11 protein-coding genes are annotated in these 19,925 nt (G+C 49.9%); 7 read left to right on the top strand and 4 right to left on the bottom strand.

Annotation, left to right across the window (positions count from 1 at the left end; genetic code table 11):
- The first annotated feature begins 50 nt into the window (after positions 1-50).
- The 4 genes from N3Z11_RS09480 to N3Z11_RS09465 all read left to right on the top strand — a co-directional run bounded on the left by N3Z11_RS09480 (position 51) and on the right by N3Z11_RS09465 (position 3,880).
- Entirely contained in the window at positions 51-1,478 is a 1,428-nt protein-coding gene (locus N3Z11_RS09480) for a cytochrome ubiquinol oxidase subunit I (protein ID WP_260656933.1), read from the top strand.
- On the top strand, positions 1,478-2,509 hold the full coding sequence (gene cydB, locus N3Z11_RS09475) for a cytochrome d ubiquinol oxidase subunit II (RefSeq protein WP_260656932.1): 1,032 nt from the start codon (positions 1,478-1,480) through the stop codon (positions 2,507-2,509). Before N3Z11_RS09480 ends, cydB begins: the two co-directional genes overlap by 1 nt.
- 380 nt (positions 2,510-2,889) lie before the next feature.
- Positions 2,890-3,207: a hypothetical protein gene (locus N3Z11_RS09470; protein ID WP_260656931.1), complete on the top strand. Its 318-nt coding sequence runs from the start codon at positions 2,890-2,892 to the stop codon at positions 3,205-3,207.
- Between the two features lie 109 nt (positions 3,208-3,316).
- A complete protein-coding gene (locus N3Z11_RS09465) occupies positions 3,317-3,880 on the top strand; it encodes a CBS domain-containing protein (RefSeq protein ID WP_260656930.1) in 564 nt (187 codons plus the stop codon).
- 145 nt (positions 3,881-4,025) lie between these two features.
- Here the strand turns inward: N3Z11_RS09465 and N3Z11_RS09460 are convergent, their stop codons facing one another.
- The 4 genes from N3Z11_RS09460 to N3Z11_RS09445 all read right to left on the bottom strand — a co-directional run bounded on the left by N3Z11_RS09460 (position 4,026) and on the right by N3Z11_RS09445 (position 10,195).
- Complete coding sequence (locus N3Z11_RS09460; protein ID WP_260656929.1) at positions 4,026-4,271, bottom strand: MbcA/ParS/Xre antitoxin family protein; 246 nt, start codon at positions 4,269-4,271, stop codon at positions 4,026-4,028.
- 200 nt (positions 4,272-4,471) lie between these two features.
- Positions 4,472-6,646, bottom strand: a complete 2,175-nt coding sequence (locus N3Z11_RS09455) for a prolyl oligopeptidase family serine peptidase (protein WP_260656928.1) — start codon at positions 6,644-6,646, stop codon at positions 4,472-4,474.
- Between the two features lie 119 nt (positions 6,647-6,765).
- A complete protein-coding gene (locus N3Z11_RS09450) occupies positions 6,766-7,905 on the bottom strand; it encodes a hypothetical protein (protein ID WP_260656927.1) in 1,140 nt (379 codons plus the stop codon).
- Between the two features lie 49 nt (positions 7,906-7,954).
- Complete coding sequence (locus N3Z11_RS09445; protein ID WP_260656926.1) at positions 7,955-10,195, bottom strand: TonB-dependent receptor; 2,241 nt, start codon at positions 10,193-10,195, stop codon at positions 7,955-7,957.
- 242 nt (positions 10,196-10,437) lie between these two features.
- Here N3Z11_RS09445 and N3Z11_RS09440 point away from each other — a divergent pair, with 242 nt between their 5' ends.
- From N3Z11_RS09440 to N3Z11_RS09430, 3 genes are all read left to right on the top strand, one after another.
- Positions 10,438-16,992 carry an ATP-binding hybrid sensor histidine kinase/response regulator gene (locus tag N3Z11_RS09440; RefSeq protein ID WP_260656925.1) on the top strand — a complete coding sequence of 2,185 codons (6,555 nt, stop codon included), beginning with the start codon at positions 10,438-10,440 and terminating at the stop codon, positions 16,990-16,992.
- A 93-nt stretch (positions 16,993-17,085) separates the two neighbouring features.
- Entirely contained in the window at positions 17,086-18,009 is a 924-nt protein-coding gene (locus tag N3Z11_RS09435) for a diguanylate cyclase (protein WP_260656924.1), read from the top strand.
- Positions 18,010-18,014: 5 nt separating this feature from the next.
- On the top strand, positions 18,015-19,880 hold the full coding sequence (locus N3Z11_RS09430) for a response regulator (protein WP_260656923.1): 1,866 nt from the start codon (positions 18,015-18,017) through the stop codon (positions 19,878-19,880).
- Positions 19,881-19,925 lie beyond the last annotated feature (45 nt).

Raw genomic sequence — 19,925 nt, 5'->3', positions numbered from 1 at the left:
CAGCTGCCCGACTATCTGGCGCTTAGCCGCAAAGATGAGGAGCGCTGAAGATGGACATAGACAGTGCACAACTCTCCGCCATTTTATCGCGGATCCAATTTGCCTTTACCGTCAGTTTTCATATCATTTTTCCGTCTATTACCATTGGTCTCGCCACACTGATCGCAGTATGGGAAGGCTTATGGTTAAAAACCCGCAACCCTGTGTATCTGCAGCTGGCGAAATTCTGGATCAAACCTTTTGCCATTACTTTTGGCATGGGCGTGGTGTCGGGCATAGTGCTGTCTTATGAATTTGGCACCAACTTCTCAAAATTTTCCGAGCTGACCGGCGCTGTGCTCGGGCCTTTAATGGCGTATGAAGTGCTCACGGCGTTTTTCCTGGAAGCCGGATTTTTAGGGGTGATGTTATTTGGCTGGCAAAGGGTCAGTGAACGGATGCACTTTTTTGCCAGCTGCACTGTCGCAGTTGGCACCTGGATCTCAGCCTTTTGGATCATTGCTGCCAACAGCTGGATGCAAACTCCGGCCGGCCACAAAATAGTTAATGGCCGCTTTGAAGTAGAAAGCTGGTTTGCCGTTATTTTTAACCCTTCTATGCCCTATCGGTTATCCCATATGTTGCTGGCAACAATGCTGACCGCCACTTTTGTGGTGATGGCCACCAGTGCCTGGTATCTGCTGAAACAACAACATCAGACTTTTGCCCGTAAAGGCTTGTCGATGACCTTATGGCTGGCACTGGTACTGGCGCCGCTGCAGGCTCTGGTGGGGGATTTTCATGGCCTGAATGTCAAAGAACATCAGCCTATTAAACTGGCGGCAATGGAGGGGATCTGGCCGGCACGCGAAGCTCATGTGCCTTATTTATTATTTGCTATTCCCGATCCGGAGCAGGAAAAAAACCACTTTGAAGTGAAAATTCCGGGTTTGGCCAGCCTGCTACTGACCCATGACTGGCAGGGTGAATTACAGGGGCTGCAGTCTGTGCCAAAAGCCGACAGACCCAATGTACCGCTGGTGTTTTTTTCGTTTCGGCTGATGGTTGGGCTTGGTCTTTTGATGATCTTTATCGCGGGAGCAGGCTTATGGCTCAGAAAGCGTGGCACTTTATATCAGAGTCGCTGGTTTTTACGGCTCTGCAGTCTGATGGCGCCAAGTGGTGTGATTGCAGTGTTGGCGGGCTGGTATGTGGTGGAAGTGGGTCGCCAGCCCTGGCTGGTGCAGGGCTTAGTGCGCACTATGGATGTGGTATCACCGCTGCCTGCTGAGCGGGTGGCTTTATCGCTGAGCTTATTTGTGCTGACGTACAGCCTGCTGTTTGGCGTTTATCTGTATTTTTTCCGCAAACTGATTAAAAAAGGTCCGCCTGAACTGGCTGATTTGCAGCAGCTAAAAGTGGGGGTGAAAGCGTCAGGCTATGCTGTTGCCTTTACCAAAAATCTGGCAGATGAAACACAGCATAAAGGAGCACATTAATGGATATCAGTTTGTTTTATTTCCTGTTATTGGGTTTTGCCATACTGATGTATGTGCTGTTGGATGGCTTTGATTTAGGCATTGGCATTTTGTACCCCTGGTTTAACTCAGATGCGGAGCATGACCATCTGATGCGATCCATTTCACACGTCTGGGATGGCAACGAAACCTGGCTGGTGTTTGGTGGTGTCATCTTATTTGGTGCCTTTCCGACGGCTTATGCCCAGTTATTGTCGACTTTATATCTGCCGATTATGTTGATGCTGATTGGCTTGATTTTCCGTGGTGTGGCTTTTGAATACCGCTTTAAGTCTCACAGCTCAAAAATCTGGTGGAGCCGCGCTTTTGCCATTGGCTCAACCCTGGCTGCTTTTTGTCAGGGCCTGATGCTGGGTGCCGTGGTGCAAGGTGTACCTTCAGATGCCATCCAGGGCAGCAGCCTGCAACTGGTCACGCCCTTTTCACTTTTTACCGCTGTGGCCGTAGTGGCAGGTTATGCCCTGCTCGGCTGTGCTTATCTGGTGATGAAAAGCCGGGGGGCTATTCAGCACAAAGCGGCACAGCGGGGCCGCGTACTGGTATGGGTGGTGATGCTGGCCATGGCGCTGGTCAGTCTCTTTACCGTGCTGAGCGATGATTTAATCTGGCAACGTTGGTTTGGTGGTTGGCAAACCCTGTGGTTATTACCTTTGCCACTGCTGGCAATGGCTGCAGCCAGATTGTTATATCGCGACCTTGGCCGGGTGCGCAAAAGCCATCACAAAGCAGAGCAGGTGACAGAAAAACACGAAGACAGACCCTTCTGGTTGGCAGTCAGTTTATTTGTGCTGGCTTTTGCTGGTCTGCTGGTCAGTTTATTTCCATACCTGCTGCCGCGTCAGCTGAGTTATCAACAAGCAGTAGCCCCTGAGCACAGTCTGTGGTTTATGTTGCCTGGAGTACTGATTTTTGTGCCGCTCATTCTCGCCTATACGATCTGGGGTTACCGCATTTTTGCCGGCAAAGTTGAAGATTTTGAGGAGGGTTATTAATGTTTGCCAACCACAACAACACTTACGGGCATAAAATTTTCGTCACTGGACGCAATTTTTATCGCAGGCTCAATAAAAATTTAACTGCTACCCAGTGGTTTTTGTTGTTATACCTTGTGGGTACAGGCGCTCTACTCATTGTTGTATTTTTACTGAAATTAGCCATGAAGTTTATCTGAATCGACGAAAATAACTGGGGCTGAATTTTTATTCCGCCCCAGCTTTTGTCAACTTTATTGACCTGGATCAGGCTTTTTCCGGTCTCAACGCTTGACTTTATTTTCAATAACAGCCGGTTTTGGCGATTGCTATTTTAAATTAGCCGCTGCTATAGTCAGGTCATGGCAGTGTTGTACCGCCAATTTCCGGGATGTCAGGTTATGCGCTGGTTTCACCTATTTATCACCATCATTTATCTGAGCGTACTGTTTTCACCACCAGTGAAAGCGGTCACCGCCAGTCGTGTTGATGTGATAAGCGGCGGTATCGCCAGCCAGCAAGCCATAATGCCTCTGTCACAACATCTTGCGTCAGGACAGCCGGAATTTAACGACAGTTCTGATGATCTGGCTTTGTGCAGCAAAACCAATCTGCATATTGTCAGCACCTGTCAAACAGTCCCTGTTTTTGTTGCAGCCGAAACTCCTGTTGCCAGAGCCATTGCCGCTCAGCCACGCGCCCCACCATTCCATCACTGATTGTTCATTTTGTTGTTGTTTTAAATTTTGCCGCTGATACACAGCGCAAAATCACCTATCAAATGAATTCACAATGACTGCCTCTGAGTCATTGTCTGTGAGGTATACCATGAGAACATTAACTGCTTATACGCTGGACCAGATTGACCACTTAGTACAACCAGCTGAATTTCAGGACGCCACCTTAAAATCTCCGGCCCTGAGTGTATTTACCGACTTCAGAACCAACAACCCGATGCTGCTGGATGAAAGCACGCCTGCCCTTGAAGCTGAAGAAATGATGCGTAATGAACACAGTCAGCTGAAACTGGTGGTAGATACCAACCGCGAAATGGTTGGGGTGTTAAGTAATGACAGGTTCAGCAGCCAGCATCTGATGCGGTTGGTGAATAAAGACGTGAAAGCCAAAGACTTAAAAGTGAAAGACGTGATGCACCCAAGAGCTGAAGTGATGGGTTTGTCTTATCAGCAGCTGCAGCACTGCACTGTGGGTGACGTACTGAACACTTTGCAAAAAGCCGGCGAACCTTATGCAGTGGTTGTTGACCATGAATATCATCAGATCCGCGGTATTATTTCCGCCCGAGATATCACGGCCAGATTACATATAGCCCCGGTGCAAATTGAAAAAACACCCACTTTGCTAAATGTGCTGGAGCTGGAAAGCGCCTGATACCACTTTGACAACCCGCATAAAAAAACCGGCTATTGCCGGTTTTTTTATTCACCTAAAGCGCTTGATTGCTGCGCGGTGATTCTGCCCCTCTGCTTTGTCACGCTGTTTTTACCGGCTTGTTATCCGGTTTTTTCTCCGGCTTTTAGCCGCCATAGTCATCCTGCATGCGGTACATTAAATCGGTCAGATACTGCACACCGTTTTCTGCAGAAAGTGCCGACAGCGGTGTTTGCCCCATGGTATAGGCATTGGTACTGGTCAGCCACTGCGCAAATAGCTGATCCGATCCAAAATACGCCAGTCCTTGTTGGTAAAACTGCTCCGCTTGTTGCGGATCAATTGCATGTGAACGAATAAGCCGAAGTGCATTTTCAGAAACCGTAGCCATAGCATCACCTCCGTCGGAATAGGGTTTTAACTATAGCCAAGGATAAAGCGCCAGGTATGATTTAGATCAGCAAATGGCTCTGCTGTTGCAAAGCAGGCTTTACATGCAACCAGGCCAAAAAGAAAAAGGTGGATAAACCACCTTTATTTCTGAAACTTAGGACGCGGCCATAAAAACCGCGTCCTGTGACGGCAACAGAATTATTTTGCCGCAGGTAAGGCAGTGACGCCCATATTAAACAGGGTAAAACCAAAAGCATCAGCGGCTTGTTCAATGGTTTTAGACACTGGCGTGCCGGCACCATGGCCTGCATTGGTTTCGATGCGGATCAGCTGTGGATTATCGCCCCCTGCTTTGGCCTGTAACTCAGCGGCAAACTTAAAGCTGTGCGCTGGTACTACGCGGTCATCATGATCGCCTGTGGTGACCATAGTGGCCGGATAAGCGACACCAGCTTTGACGTTATGCACAGGTGAATAACCTTTGAGGTATTCAAACATTTCTTTGGACTGCTCAGCAGTGCCATAGTCATAAGCCCAGCCAGCGCCTGCGGTGAAAGTGTGGTAACGCAGCATATCCAGAACACCCACTGCCGGTAATGCCACTTTCATTAAGTCCGGACGCTGTGTCATAACTGCGCCAACCAACAAACCACCGTTTGAACCGCCACTAATGGCTAACTTGTTGTTTGAAGTGTATTTATTAGTAATCAGGTACTCACCGGCTGCAATAAAATCATCAAACACATTTTGTTTTTTCAGCTGAATACCGGCGTTGTGCCATTCTTTGCCGTATTCACCACCACCGCGCAGGTTAGGCACGGCATAAATGCCGCCCATTTCCATCCACACCAGATTCGACACGCTGAATCTTGGCGTCAGACTGACGTTAAAACCGCCGTAGCCATACAACATGGTTGGGTTGTTGCCGTCGAGCTGTAAACCTTTTTTGTGGGTGATAATCATCGGCACCTTAGTACCGTCTTTGCTGGTGTAAAACACCTGCTTCGATTCATAATCGTCACTGTTAAACTTCACCGCTGGCTTAAAGTACACCGCAGATTCGCCGGTTTTTGGGTTATAGCTGTAGCTGGTACCAGGTGTGCTGTAGTTAGTGAAGCTGTAATACAACACTTCATCTTTAGTTTTACCGCTAAAACCGCCGACTGAGCCCACGCCCGGCAGCTGAATATCCCGCACCAGTTTGCCGTCTAAGTCGTACTGCTGCACTTTAGAAACAGCATCCACCATATAGTTGGCAAAAAGCGCACCGGCGCCTTTGCTGACACTCAGCACATTTTTGTTTTCCGGAATAATATCAACCCACTGATCCTGCGAAGGTTTAGTGGCATCAATCATAATCAGGCGGTTGTTTGGTGCTTTAAAGTTGGTTTCAAAATACAGCTTGTCACCAACACTGGTCACCAGCTGATAGTCTGAACTGCCTTCAGCATCTAAGGTGATAAAAGTACTGTCGGCTTTGGTTAAATCTTTGATAAACAGCTTGTTACCAGAAGTAGCATTGGCTGCAGTCACCACCAGATATTTACCGTCATCGGTCACCTGAGCCCCCACATAACGGTGTTTTTCCGCTTCGGTGGCACCAAACAGCACCTGATCATCTTTTTGTGCTGTGCCTAACTTGTGGTAATACAGCTTGTGCTGATCGGTTTTGGCCGACAGTTCGCTACCTTCTGGTTTGTCATAACTGGAATAGAAGAAACCTTCGTTGCCTTTCCAGGCAATACCGGAGAATTTTACATCCACCAGCTCTGTTTCCAGCTGCTCTTTGGTTTCAGCGTTAATAATGCGGATTTTGCGCCAGTCGCTGCCGCCTTCAGAAATCGCATAAGCCGCCAGGCTGCCGTCTTCGGTAAACTGTAAGTCTGCCAGTGAGGTGGTACCATCGGCTGAAAAAGTATTAGGGTCGAGGAACACTTCAGGCTCGGCGCCTTCTTTCTGCCGGTAAATCACCGACTGATTTTGCAGGCCGTCATTTTTGGAAAAATAGTTATAAGCACCTTCTTTACTTGGTGTGCCGATTTTTTCGTAGTTCCAGAGCTCAGTCAGACGCTGTTTAATTTGTTCGCGATAGCTGATTTGTGCCAGATAATCAAAAGTTACTTTGTTTTGTGCTTTCACCCATTCGCCGGTTTCAGCACTGCGATCATCTTCCAGCCAGCGGTAAGGGTCGGCCACCTGAGTTTCAAAATAGCTGTCCACCACATCACCTTTTTTGGTTGGTGCATACTGCAGTTTGGCAACAGCGGCAGGGGTTTCAACAGCACTTTCCGGGCTGGTTTGAGCAGTTTCAGGTTTTGGGCCACAGGCAGCTAATAACGCCAGTGACAGCGCACTTACAGCAAAATACTTCATCAGGTTCTCCGGTTTTTTTAGCGTAGGAACCGGAGCATAACAAAATTGCAACCACAGACCAAACATTGCGATTGGCAGCCTGAAAATCAGGTTTAATGCCAATCGCAACGGTATTTTTCTCAGGATGGGAATATTTTTAAGTCGGTATTAAAACCAAACAATTTGCCGGACCAGATAAATACCTGCCACACCAGCACCCCAAAGGGGATGTAACCAAAATAACCAAGCAAGGGCATTTCAGAAAACAAATGAATCACATCGACATAAGGAATGTTGTACACCCAGAAATTCGGATTGGTGACCGGCTGTTGTACAAAATAGTTGCTGCCGTGGTTCCAGAACTCCCAGAACAGACCATTGATTAAAGACGCCATGCCGATTAATAAACCCGCGCTCCAGTCACCTTGTTTGATGTCGGTAAAAGGATTCCAGATGCCAAGTTTTAATAAGATGCCGGTCATCACGGCAAAAGGCCCAATCCACACTACCCAGAACAGCGGATAAGGCAGCAGCACCATCAGGCCAATCAGCAAAGCACCAATGCCAATCAGCCAGTTGCCGTTTAAATTCAGCGCCGGACCATTTTTATAACGGGCCACCAGTTTAGGGAAAGTGTTGAACAGGCAATACCACTCCAGGATCACAGGCGTTACCGTGCTGTAGGTCAGCAAAAACTCCAGCACCAGCACAGGATGAGACCAGGGTGCAGCTGACGAATCCGGGTAATACCAGTTGGCGAGGACAAAATAATCGTAATATTCAAAATAAGCCCAGCCGACGATGGATACTAAGGCCGCCAGCAGCACCAACCCAGGCTGACGTGAACACAGGGACGCACCATTATTACGGTGATACACCACACCATCGAGCAGCAGAATAAAACCCCACCACAACGGGGTAAAAGCCCAGTACACCAGGTCACCAAAGGCGGTGGAATGGCTCCACATCAGCGCCCAGAAAAACAGCGTGACCACAGTGCCGAGGTAAAACCACCAGGGCAAAGGTTTTTTCGCCGCAGCTGGCTTTGGTGCGGCGCCTTTAAATCCCATCAGCTTTGGCAAAAACATCATGCAGCTGATCCAGACAGCACCAACTGCCACGGCAATAAAGTACCAAAGGTTAAAACCCGGCGCTTGTGCCACAAACTGCGGCGGAAACTCACCAAAACCAGGCGGCAAATGAGTGGGATAGACAAACCAGGACACCAGCAGTGGCAACACTAAGGTTGCCAGCACCGGCCAAAGCAGTTGAAAGCGCATAGGTCATTCCTTGTTATGGTTATTAATGCTTCCGTGAACTGCGCTTCAGTTAAAACTGATAAGTGACTCCCAGCCCCAGTTGCCGGGCTTCACCGCGCAATTCGGTGACTGCTGCCAAAGCAGCAATAGAATCAAATCTAAGCTCGGTATACTCTTTGTTCAACAGGTTTTTGCCAAAGAGTGACAACTCAAGTTCCGGCATCGGCTGATAAGACAATCTGCTGTGCCACAAAGTGTAACCCTGTTGTTGGGTATAGGGATTTTCATACTGGTCAAAATAAAAGTCAGACAAATAAACAAATCCAAGCTGGAACTGCAGGTCGTGCAACATACCAGAGAAGTCATAACTGAATTGACCACTGGCCATCCATTCCGAGGTAAAAGGCAGACGGTTTTCCGGCACCAGCACAGCTTCGGTCTGATATTTGCCCAGTTTAGCTTTGGGCAGATGGCCTAAGGTCAGTTCCAGCTGCATGGCCGGGTCAATACGCCAGTTTAGCTCAGCTTCCAGGCCGTAAATCTGTGAATCGCCGGCATTCTTCAGCACATGATAAGGCGCAGGCCCTGAGGTTTGATTGACAAAAACCTGCTGGTCCTGATAGTCATAATAAAAGGCAGCCCAGTCAAAACTAAGGCCAGCCTGAGCCGACTGCCAGTGACCGCCAATTTCCCAGGCGTTGAGCCTTTCCGGCGCATAAGCTGAGTCTGCCGCCTGTGCCGCGCTGGTGGCATAACCGGCGTTATAACCGCCGGCTTTAAAACCACGCGACAGGCTGTAATACAGGCTGTGGCTGTCGCTAAGTTTTTGCAGCAGCGCTACTTTACCCGACCACTCGTTGTCTTTCACTTCGCCGGTTAAATCCCAAAACGCCGGAATAAACACCGGCACCAAAGCTAAATCAGATCTTGCCTGATACTGGTTTTCTTCGCGGGTGTAACGCCCGCCCAGCAGCACACTGAAGCTGTTGTTTAAACTTTGCTCCCACTGGCTGTACGCCGACCAGGAGCTGTTATCGAGTTTGTTATGGTAAAAAAACTGCGCCGGTACCCCGGCAAGGGCTTCAATAGCACGAAAATCGCGGAACAAATCCAAATCGTTGTTCTGTATTAAAGACTCATCCAGATAAAACAGCCCTGAAGTCCAGAAGCTGCCATCCCCCTCCACCGCCAGACTGAGCTCCTGCGAAAAAAACTCATTGTCGGAGTCAAAGCTGCCTTCAATAAAATTGCCCGGGCCGTCCGAGTCAAAAGAATGGAAACGCTGCAGATTTTTATGTGCAGTCACAGATTTCAGCTGATAACCTGGCGCAAGTTCAGCCGTTAACTTCAGGCTGGCACCATAACTTTCGGTATCGTGTTTTTTATCGAAGGTATCCGCAACTGTCTGCCAATAATCGTCGCTGGGCACTGCGTAGCCAAAAGCATCAACACAACGTCTGCTGCCAACATCGGCCAAAGCACAAAGGCTGCCACTGCCGTCATTTTTTAAAATACCAGCACTGTAAATAGGTTTGGGAGCACCCTGAATATTTTCACTGTGCAGTTTCAGGTTCAGGCTAAAGTGTTCAAAATCACTCTGGATAATCAACCGGGCATTGTTATGGCGCATGCCACCGTCCTGCCCCAATGGAAACAGGTTCTGCATACTGTATTGATAATCCTGATGATTCACAGCAAGACGGGCCGACGTTTGTTCACCCAAAGGTGCATTCACCGCTGCAGTCAGCTGCCGGCTATCATGTTCAGCGACATCCACACTGACATAACCACCAAACTCAGCTTCCGGCTGGCGTGACATCAGCAAAATAGCGCCGCCTGTGGTGTTGCGGCCAAATAAAGTGCCTTGTGGCCCGCGCAGCACGTCTACCTGCTGCAAATCAAACAGGCTGCTGCTTAAAAAGTTGGCGCCGCCACTGACCACATCATCGCTATAAATAGAAATAGGCGACACAGTGGAAGTGTTGTAGTCAAACATCCCTACACCGCGGATATTAAAAGAAGGGGTGGTGCCTTCGCCAGCGACATTAGACGCCACTAAATTAGGCGCCAGGCCAGATAAGGCTGTGCTGCTCTGAATACGGCGCTGCGCCAGGGCGTCACCATCCAGACTGGTGACAGCCACACTGACTTCAGTTTTGTCCTGAGCACGGCGCTGGGCATAAACGGTGATCACTTCCAGCTCATCAGTTTTTACTGTGGTATCTGAAGGCACGGCAGTATTTTCAGCCGCGGTTGCTGAGAACAAAAAGAACATGGCGGGCGCCATGGTAAAGAGGCTCGGATTGGTCATTGCAAGTCCAAATTTATCAAACAAATTGGCGATCACTTGCCACTGAACACATCCAGCTGTGTACGGGAATTACGGAGAAATCAGCTGACATTGTAGTTGTCGTCGCGTCCAAGCGCAAAAATCGCAGTCATCTACCCCTAACAAGATGAAAATGCTGCAGACTTTCCCTTTATTCTTTCCGATTAAATGCATAAGCTGGAACTAATATCCGCCATTTCCCGCTTAAAAACGGAATTTTATTTATGTTGTCATTCAAACAGCTGCAGCAAGTTGTCGAATTAGCGCCTTTATCAGCTTATGCCAGACTATACAGTGCCAGATTAAATCAACAAGAGGTACTGATCAAACAACTGGATAAAAACAGGCCACCGCTGTCACTGCAATTGCAGCAGTTTCCGTCCGCCTTACCACAGCCGCTGCAACAAAGCTCAGACAACCAGGCCGATTATTTCTGTTATGCCAAAGCGGATTTACCCTTTCATTTTGACCAACTATGTCAGCAATTGCCGCAGGGCGATTTAGCGGCTCAGCTGCAACTGATGTTACAACTGGCGCGACTACTGGCCAGATTTCACCAGCATCAGCTGGTGATAGGCGCCTTAAGACCCAATGCCATTTATCAAAAAGCCAGCGACAAAGAGCTGGTGCTGCTTGATACCAGCCAGATTGCAGCCATTAAATCAGTGCAGGGGCTGCGCCTGCATAACCAGAGTGATCTGAATATGCTGCGCACTCTGGCGCCTGAAGCGACAGGCCGGGTCAATGCCGCTTTGGATCAGCGCACTGACTTATACAGCCTGGGTGTGCTGTTTTACCGTATCCTTGCCGGCGTTTATCCTTTTGCCCAACAACAGCCGCTGGAATTAGTTTACGCCCATATCGCGTTGCCGCCGGCGCCTTTAACTACAGTGCCAGCCAGTCTGGCCGCACTGGTGCAGACCTTATTGCAGAAAAATCCAAATCAGCGCTACAGCCACATCAATGGAGTATTACATGATCTGGCGCTGATGCTGCAACAGTGGCAGCAGCTGCAGCAGATTGAATTGCCGGCTTTGTCATTGCGGCTTGGTCATCAGCTGCTGCAGTTTTCCGGTCAGTTATATGGCCGTGAACAACAACAGGCACAATTATCAGAATGGTACCGCACTGTGCGTCAGCAGGGGCAAAACCAGCTGGTGTTGATTGAAGGTTCGTCCGGGGTGGGTAAAAGTACGCTGACAGAACAGCTTTATCGCCAGACGTTAGCCGAAAGGCCACATTTTTGCCGTGGTAAGTTTGATCAATATCAGCGCAACCAGTTATACAGTGCCTTACAACAAATTCTGACCGAGCTGGCCGAACAACTGCTGCAGGAGCCAGAGCAACAACTGCGCCACTGGCAGCAGGAATTACAACAGGCTGTTGGTAACGACGCAGCGCTGTTATTAAGTCTGGTGCCGGCGCTGCAGCCTTTATTGCCCGACAGTTCTCAACCTTTGCTCACGGCCAAAACCGGCAGCGACCACAACTTTGACCAGTTATTACTGCAATTCTTCCGCGTGGTCGCCCGCTTAAGTGCACAGGAACAAAGGCCTCTGGTGCTGCTGCTGGACGATTTACAATGGGCTGACCTGTCCAGCTTGCGTTTATTACAGAGCCTGATGACGGATGATCAGATCCAAGGGGTGATGCTGATTCTGTCGTATCGCGACAATGAAATGGACGCAGTGCATCCGGTAAGGCATTTATTAAACCAGCTGCAACAAGCCGGAGTGCAGCCGCAACAGCTGCAACTGGATTCACTGGATTTAGCCGCAGTTACAGCCTTATTGGCCGACACTTTGCAACAACCGGCGCAGCAGGTCAGCGACTTTGCCACCTTGTTAATCAGTAAAACCAGCGGTAATCCGTTTTTTGTCCGGCAGTTTTTATTAACTTTGCAGCAGGAGCAGTTGCTCCGTTGTGATGTCAACGGCAACTGGCATTGGGATCTGACCCAGATTGCCCAGCAGAATATTACCGACAACCTGGTTGAACTGACCGCGCAACGTTTTGAAAAATTATCGCCCCAGGCCCGGCAGCTGCTGAAAGTTGCTGCCTTGTTGGGTGAAAAAGCCGACACCGCCTTATTAGCCGCAGTGCTCAGGCACAATTACGACCAGCTGGAGCCTTTGATTGCCGAAGTGGTTGAAGCCGGCATTATGACAGCCTACCGCAATAACAGCGGCCATATTGGCATGTTGCGTTTTGTGCATGACCGGCTGCAGCAAGCCGCTTTTGCCACGGCCGACGCCGATGCCAGCGAACTGCACTTTGCCATCGCCACTTATTATCTGGCACAGAGCGAACCCAGCCGGCAGCTGTTTGCTTTTATCGACCATCTGAATGCCGCCACAGCAAAAGCTGTCGCGCATTTTGGTGCCGAACAGGTAGCCAGACTGAATTTACAGGCCGGCCAACAGGCGCAGGCCAGCAACGCCTGGCATGACGCCAGCGGTTATTATCAGCACGCCGCAGATTTATGCCCAGCCGCAGAAGAAGGCTTAAAGTTTGCAGCTGAACTGGGCCTCGCCAGCTGCCAGTATCTGACACAGCAATATGAAGAAGCCGGGCTGCTTTGTCAGCGACTGGCTGAGCAGGCGAGCAACACCTTAAGCCGGATGCAGGTGGCAAAATTACAAATTTTATTGTTGTTTGCCCGCAATGACTTTGTCGCCGCTTTTAGTCTCGCTGAATCTGTGCTGCTGCCGCTTGGCATTGACTTAAGCCAACGTGACGATATTGCCGGCCGTTATCAGCAACTGGAACAACTGTACGATAAAAACCACATTGCTGATTTATACCAACGCCCTGCCCTGACTGCACCAGAGCAGCTGCTGGCACTGGAAATTCTGAACTCATTATTAAGTGTGGCTTACATTGTCAGCCCCTTGCATTATCTGGCCGTCAGTTATGCCATGGTCAGTCTGACCATTTCCAAGGGGCACTGCGCTACCGCGAGTAAAGCCTATTCTACTTATGCGCAGAACCTGAGCGGCGCTTTTGACCAGTATAAAGAAGCGCTGGATTTTGCCGATCTGGCGCTTGCCATTAATCAGCAATATCAGGGCAAATTTGCCCCTGAACTGAACTTCCAGCGCGCCGCCACTGTATTGCCGTGGAATGCGCCACTGGCCGACAGTTTAACTTCGCTGGAGCAAAACATTTTTGTGGCACTGCAACACAGCAATGTGGAATACGCAGTGCATTCGGCGCTGTTCTTTAGCTTTTATCAGGTATTAAGCGGCGCACCTTTGTCAGAAGTGTCAGCCAACCTGGCTAAATACCGCCAGTTTATCGCCGACAAACGTTTTGCCTACAACCTGCAATTTATCCGATTATGGCAGCAATATGTGCAGAACTTGCAGAAAAATGACGGCATCTTTCTGCAACTGTCCGGTGAAGCTTTTGACGAGGATCTGGAGGTTCCGCTGCTGGAACAAAGCCAGAACGTCACCATTTTATTTTGTTATCACAGTATCAAGCTGATGCTGGCTTATCTGGCCGGTGATGAGCAAAGCGCCATTCGCCATTATCAGGCTGCTTTGCCACTGGTGGGCGTGGCCATGTCCTTATACCACCAGACCGAGTTTTATTTTTTTGCCGCTCTGCTCGCTACCCGTTTATGCAAACAAAACAGCGAACTTGCCACAGAGTGGCGGCCACTGGCCGAACAATACCTGGCCTTACTGCAAAAATGGTCGGTGCGCGCCGGTGCCAACCACCGGCATAAAATCGCGTTATTAATGGCGGAAATGAATGCCATCGACAAAGAAGCCAACGCCTGGCAAGCCTATGACAGAGCGATTGAGCTGGCGCAACAAAGTGGTTTTAATCAGCATCTGGCCATCAGTCTGGAGCTGGCCGCCAGCTACTGGCAATCGCAGGATAAAGCCGATTTTGCCGTGCTGTATCAGCAAAAAGCCCAGCAAAGTTACCAGCAGTGGCAGGCGCACAATAAAGTTGCCCTGATGCAGCAGCAGCAACCTGCGTTGCAACAACAAAAACCACAAAGCCAGCTATTGGATATGGCCTCGGTGCTCAAAGCGGCCGAAACCCTGAGCGGCCAGATTGACCTGGCGGCATTCTTACAACAAATGATTGATTTAATTGTGGAAAATGCCGGCGCTCAGGCAGGTCATTTGCTATTGCTGGATGATGATCAGCAGCTGCAGCCTAAAGCCTGCTCACCGCAAAGTGCCGCCGGCCGTGTCTTGTCGGGTCAACTACAGGCGCTGGTGTGCCGCAGTTTGCAGCCAAGACTGATCAACGACACCAGTACCGCCAGCCATTTATTACAGGATTTAATCAGCAGTTCTGCACAACAAGCCCTGCCGGCCGCCATTTTATGTATTCCGGTGATTGTCAGTGGCCAGCTGTATGGTTTGTTGTATCTGGAGCATTTTGAATTAACCGGCGCCTTTACCGAACAACGCATTAATTTATTGCAGTTGCTGGCTAACCAAACCGCCATTCTGTTTGAAAATACCAGGCTGTACCATCAGGTAGTGGCTGCCAATAAAAATCTGGAACAAAAAGTGTGGGAACGCACGCAGGAACTGGCGTCCGCCAAAATCCGCGCTGAAGATGCCACAGCAGCCAAATCTTCGTTCCTGGCCAGAATGAGCCATGAGATCCGCACCCCAATCAACGCCGTCATTGGTTTAAGCCGGCTGGCCAGCAAAACCGATTTAACTGCCGAACAGCAAGACTATATCGGCAAAATTCAGGAATCCGGCGAGGTGCTGCTGAGCCTGGTCAATGACATCCTGGACTTTTCCAAAATTGAAGCGGGCAAACTGGAACTGGAACAAACCCGTTTTGGACTGGAAAAAGTGGTACGCCGTGCGGTGAATTTAAATGCACTTAAAGCACACGCCAAAGGGCTGGAGCTGGTGTGTAACATAGATCCGCAAATTCCGCCGGCCTTATTAGGCGATCCGCTGCGTATCCAGCAGGTGCTGGTGAACTTAATCAGTAATGCGGTGAAATTCAGCGACAAAGGCGCTATTGGCATTCAATTGCAGTTGCTGTCGACAGAAGGCGAACAGCTGAAAATTCAGGGTTCTGTCAGCGACAACGGCATTGGTATTTCGCCGGAACAACAACAAAGTCTGTTCCAGTCTTTCAGTCAGGCTGATGGTTCCATTACCCGCAAATATGGCGGCTCTGGCCTGGGGCTCGCTATCTGTAAACAGCTCTGTGAGCTGATGCAGGGGGACATCTGGCTGGAAAGTGAAACCGATGTTGGCAGTACTTTTTACTTTAATATGGTGCTTGGCAAAGCGCCGGCGCTGCCAACCAGCAACCAGCACAACCTGCCACTGGATTTTGGCAAACTCAGAGCACTGGTGGTGGACGACATCAGCCTGGCCCGTACTGTGCTGCTTAGCCTGTTATCTGAACTTGGTATCAAAGCCGATGAAACCGACAATGGTTATCAGGCCATTGAACTGGTGCAGCAGGCGCGCAAACAAAACCGGCCTTATGATTTTGTGCTGATGGACTGGCGTATGCCGGGGCTGGATGGCATTGAAACCTCACGCCGTATTCAGCAACTGGACAACGCGCCCCATATTCTGATGGTGTCGGCTTATGACAAAGAGCAGGCTAAAGCCAACTTACAGGGCGTGAAAATTCACCAATTTATTGAAAAGCCAGTGAATCATTCGATTTTGCTTGATGCCATTTATAATATGCAGCAACAACAACCTGTGATGCGCCGCCCTGTGGTGCAGGACAGCCAGATCCCGAATTTATCGCCTTACCGTATTTTGCTGGTGGAAGATCATCCAATTAACCGCCAGGTGGCTTTGGGTTTACTCAAAGACAGCAAAGTGCAGGTGGATATTGCCGAAAATGGCGTATTAGCTATCCGCCGTTTACAACAGCAAAAATACGATCTGGTGTTGATGGATATTCAGATGCCGGAAATGGACGGACTGACTGCGACCCGGCAAATCCGTCAGCAACTGCTGCTGACCGAGCTCCCTATTATTGCCATGACCGCCCATGCCATGCAAAGTGACATCGCCCAGAGCAAAGTGGCGGGTATGAATGAACATTTAACTAAACCTATTGATCCTGAACAGCTATACCGCACCCTGCTCTGTTATCTGACACCGGTCAGTAACACGGCACAACCGGAAAATGAATTGACGCTCAGTGCTGAAGATCAACAATTATTGTATGCCCTGAGCGGCGTTGCTGAGCTCGACACAGCGCAGGCGCAGAAAAATCTGGGTGGCAAAACCCAGTTGTATCTGAACCTGCTGCGGGATTTTGAACTGGAGCACAGGGATCAGGTTCAGCGACTGCAACAGCAGTATCAGCAGCAACAGTGGCAACAACTGCATCTGGATGTTCATTCACTGAAATCAACCAGCGCTTATATTGGGGCTTTTGCGCTGTCACAAAGCTGTCAGCAGGTGGAGACTATGCTGGTAACAGGCGCTGTTGATGAACATGCCTTTGGGCAAATGCTGCAACAACTGGCACAACTGCAGCATCAGCTGAGCCAACTGATGCCGTCACAAACAGAAAAAGCCGTTTTCAACGACCTGGATGCAGTGTTGCAGGCCTTATTGCCGCTATTGCGCGAATCTGATTTTGCCGCTGAAGAGCTGGTACCGGCACTGCTGGAATTGGGCCGGCCTGAGCCATGCTGGCCACAACTTTGCCAGATTGCCGATGAAATCAGTGATGTCGAATATGAAAGAGCTGCAGTACACTGTCAGCAATTATTACAGCAGCGGCAAAAAGCACAGCGGCGCATTTGACAAGCCAGGCTTTATTGCAAAAACTGAACTTTGTTCAATCGCCGACGCCTTGGGGCAACTGTTGGCGTAACGATTTGAAAATGCCGGAGTATTATGCGCACTAAGCCGCAAAAACAACGGGTTTTGATTGTGGATGACAAAAAGTCCAATCTCAAAATCCTCAGCGATATTCTGCGGGATGAAGTTGATGTCATTCTGGCTCAGGATGGTGAACAGGGGATCCGCAAGGCCGCTGAATACCAGCCTGATTTAATATTGCTGGATGTGGTGATGCCGGGTATCGACGGTTTTGAAGTGATCAGCCGGCTGAAACACGACGCCAATACCTGTGCCATTCCGGTGATTTTTATTACCTCACTGAATGATGTCAGCCATGAAGAGCAGGGGCTGTTGCTGGGCGCCTGTGATTACATTAACAAACCCTTTCACGCCGCTATTGTGCTGGCGCGGATAAAACTGCATCTGCAGCTGGCCAGACAAAGGCTGTTGCTGGAACAACTGGCAAATATCGACCCGCTGACAACAGTGGCAAACCGCCGTAAATACGAAGAAATTCTGTCACAGGAATGGCGGGCTGCCAGCCGTAAACAAAGCCTGGTGTCGCTGGTGATGCTGGATGTCGACAATTTTAAACTTTATAACGATTTTTATGGCCATGCCGCCGGTGACCGCGTATTGCAGGCGGTGGCCAAAACCCTGTCCGCGGAATTAAAACGTCCTTTTGATTTTATTGCCCGTTATGGCGGTGAAGAATTTGTCATTATCCTGCCGGAAACCCCACCCCAAGCCAGCTGGCAAATGATTGAAAACTGCCGGCAGGCAATTTATAACCTGCAAATTCCACATCAGCCCACCCAGGGTGTGCTGACCATCAGTGCCGGCGGCTGCACAGTGCGGGCCTCAGCCGCTGATTCTGCCGAGCAGGCTCTGAAACAGGCCGACGACATGTTGTATGAAGCCAAGAGGCAAGGAAAAAACCGGGTGTTGTGGAGTCAAGACCCGACACTGGAGGACTAGGGACAGTGAAGTCGGAGCGGGCCAGCTTACTGCTGGTAGATGATGAAAAAACCAATCTGAAGGTGCTGGCCGATTTATTGCGGCCGGACTACAGCATCAGACTGGCACAAAGCGGCCAACAGGCGCTGGATAAATGCCTGGAGCAGGCGCCGGATCTGATCCTGATGGATGTGCTGATGCCAGGGCTGGATGGTTTTGATACCTTAAAAGCACTGCGTGCCAATACCCTGACCTGCCAAATTCCGGTGATTTTTATTACCGGTCTGCAATCTGCCGAAAATGAACAGCTCGGGCTGCAACTTGGCGCACAGGACTATATCCATAAGCCTTTTCATGCCGAAGTGGTGAAAGCCAGAGTCTCGACCCAGCTCAGACTGGTACGCCAGCGCCATGAACTACAACAACTGACCGCTCAATTGCTGCAGGCCAATGAAGCCAAAAGCCGTTTTCTGGCCACCATCAGCCATGAAATCCGCACTCCACTGGCCTCAGTCATTGGTTATGCCGAAGCTATTCTGGCTGGTGAATTTGACGAAGCCGACCAACACCAAGCCATTCAGACCATTTGCCGTAACGGTAAACATCTGCAGGCGTTATTAAACGATTTACTCGATTTATCAAAAATTTCCGCCAATAAACTGGATTTGGAAGTGCTGCCGGTCAACCTCTGTCAGCTGTTGCTGGATCTGGAATTATTGGTGAAAGAACGCGCCCAGCAAAAAGGCCTGGAATTTTCCCTGAATTATCAGCTGCCGTTACCTTCGCAGCTGCAAACAGACCCCACCCGCCTCAAGCAGATTTTGCTGAATTTATGCAATAACGCCATCAAGTTTACCGAGCAGGGTTTTGTGCGGATAGAGATCAGCCAGGCGCACAATCAGCTGTTGTTTGCGGTACAAGACAGCGGCATCGGCATCAGCGAGGCGCAACAACAACATTTATTTCAGGCTTTTAGTCAGGCCGATGTGTCGGTGCAACGTCAGTTTGGCGGCACAGGCCTTGGCCTGGTGATAGCCCGGCAGCTGTGTGAAAAAATGGGCGGTACCTTGTATTTACACAGCGCCACCGAAGGCAAAGGTTGTTGTTTTGTCGCCAGCATTGAGCTGGTATCAGGGCCAAACAGCGTTTTGCTGCACAGCGAAGCAGAAATTGCCCTGCAGCAACAACGTCAGGCGCCGGCGGCGTTGCCAAGGCAGCAGATGCAGGGCCGGGTGCTGCTGGCCGAAGATCAGGCCGATACCCGGCAGTTATTACAACGGATGCTGCAACATGCCGGCATTGAAGTTCTGGCGGTAGAAAATGGTGAACAGCTGGTAGAAGCCGCGCTGATGGATGATTTTGACTTAGTGTTGTCCGACATTCAGATGCCAAAAATGGACGGTGTAGCGGCCATTAAACTACTGCGCGCGGCCGGTATCGACACCCCTTGCGTGGCGCTCACCGCCAATACCATGACCCATGAGGTACAAAGTTATCTGGCAGCTGGTTTTGTCAGCCATCTGGCCAAACCGGTCGACAGGTACAAATTTGCCGCTGTGCTAAACCACTTTTTAGCCGGACGTCACCACCAGCAACAATTACAACTACCCGAAGCCGAACTGCGCGCCATGACAGACCGTTTTGTACAGGCGCTGCCGGCGCAGATCACCGAACTCTGTCAACACTGTCAGCAAGCCGACTGGCCAGCGGCCCGTTATCAGGCGCATGCCATTAAAGGCACAGCCGCATTATTTGGTTTTACCGAATTAAGCCTGCTGGCGGCAGAGCTGGAGCAACAACTAAAACAACAGTCCGGCTGCGCCAGTGCTCAGGTGCTGCAACTGTGCAAACAACTGCAGCAGCAAAGTACAGCGCTGCACAATGCAGTTTAATAACGGCAGTTTAATAACGGCTGCCGAATAACTGCTGCTGAATCA

It is taken from the genome of Rheinheimera sp. 4Y26 (assembly GCF_025245835.1).
GTDB lineage: Bacteria > Pseudomonadota > Gammaproteobacteria > Enterobacterales > Alteromonadaceae > Pararheinheimera.
This window is presented reverse-complemented; position numbering and strand designations above follow the sequence as displayed.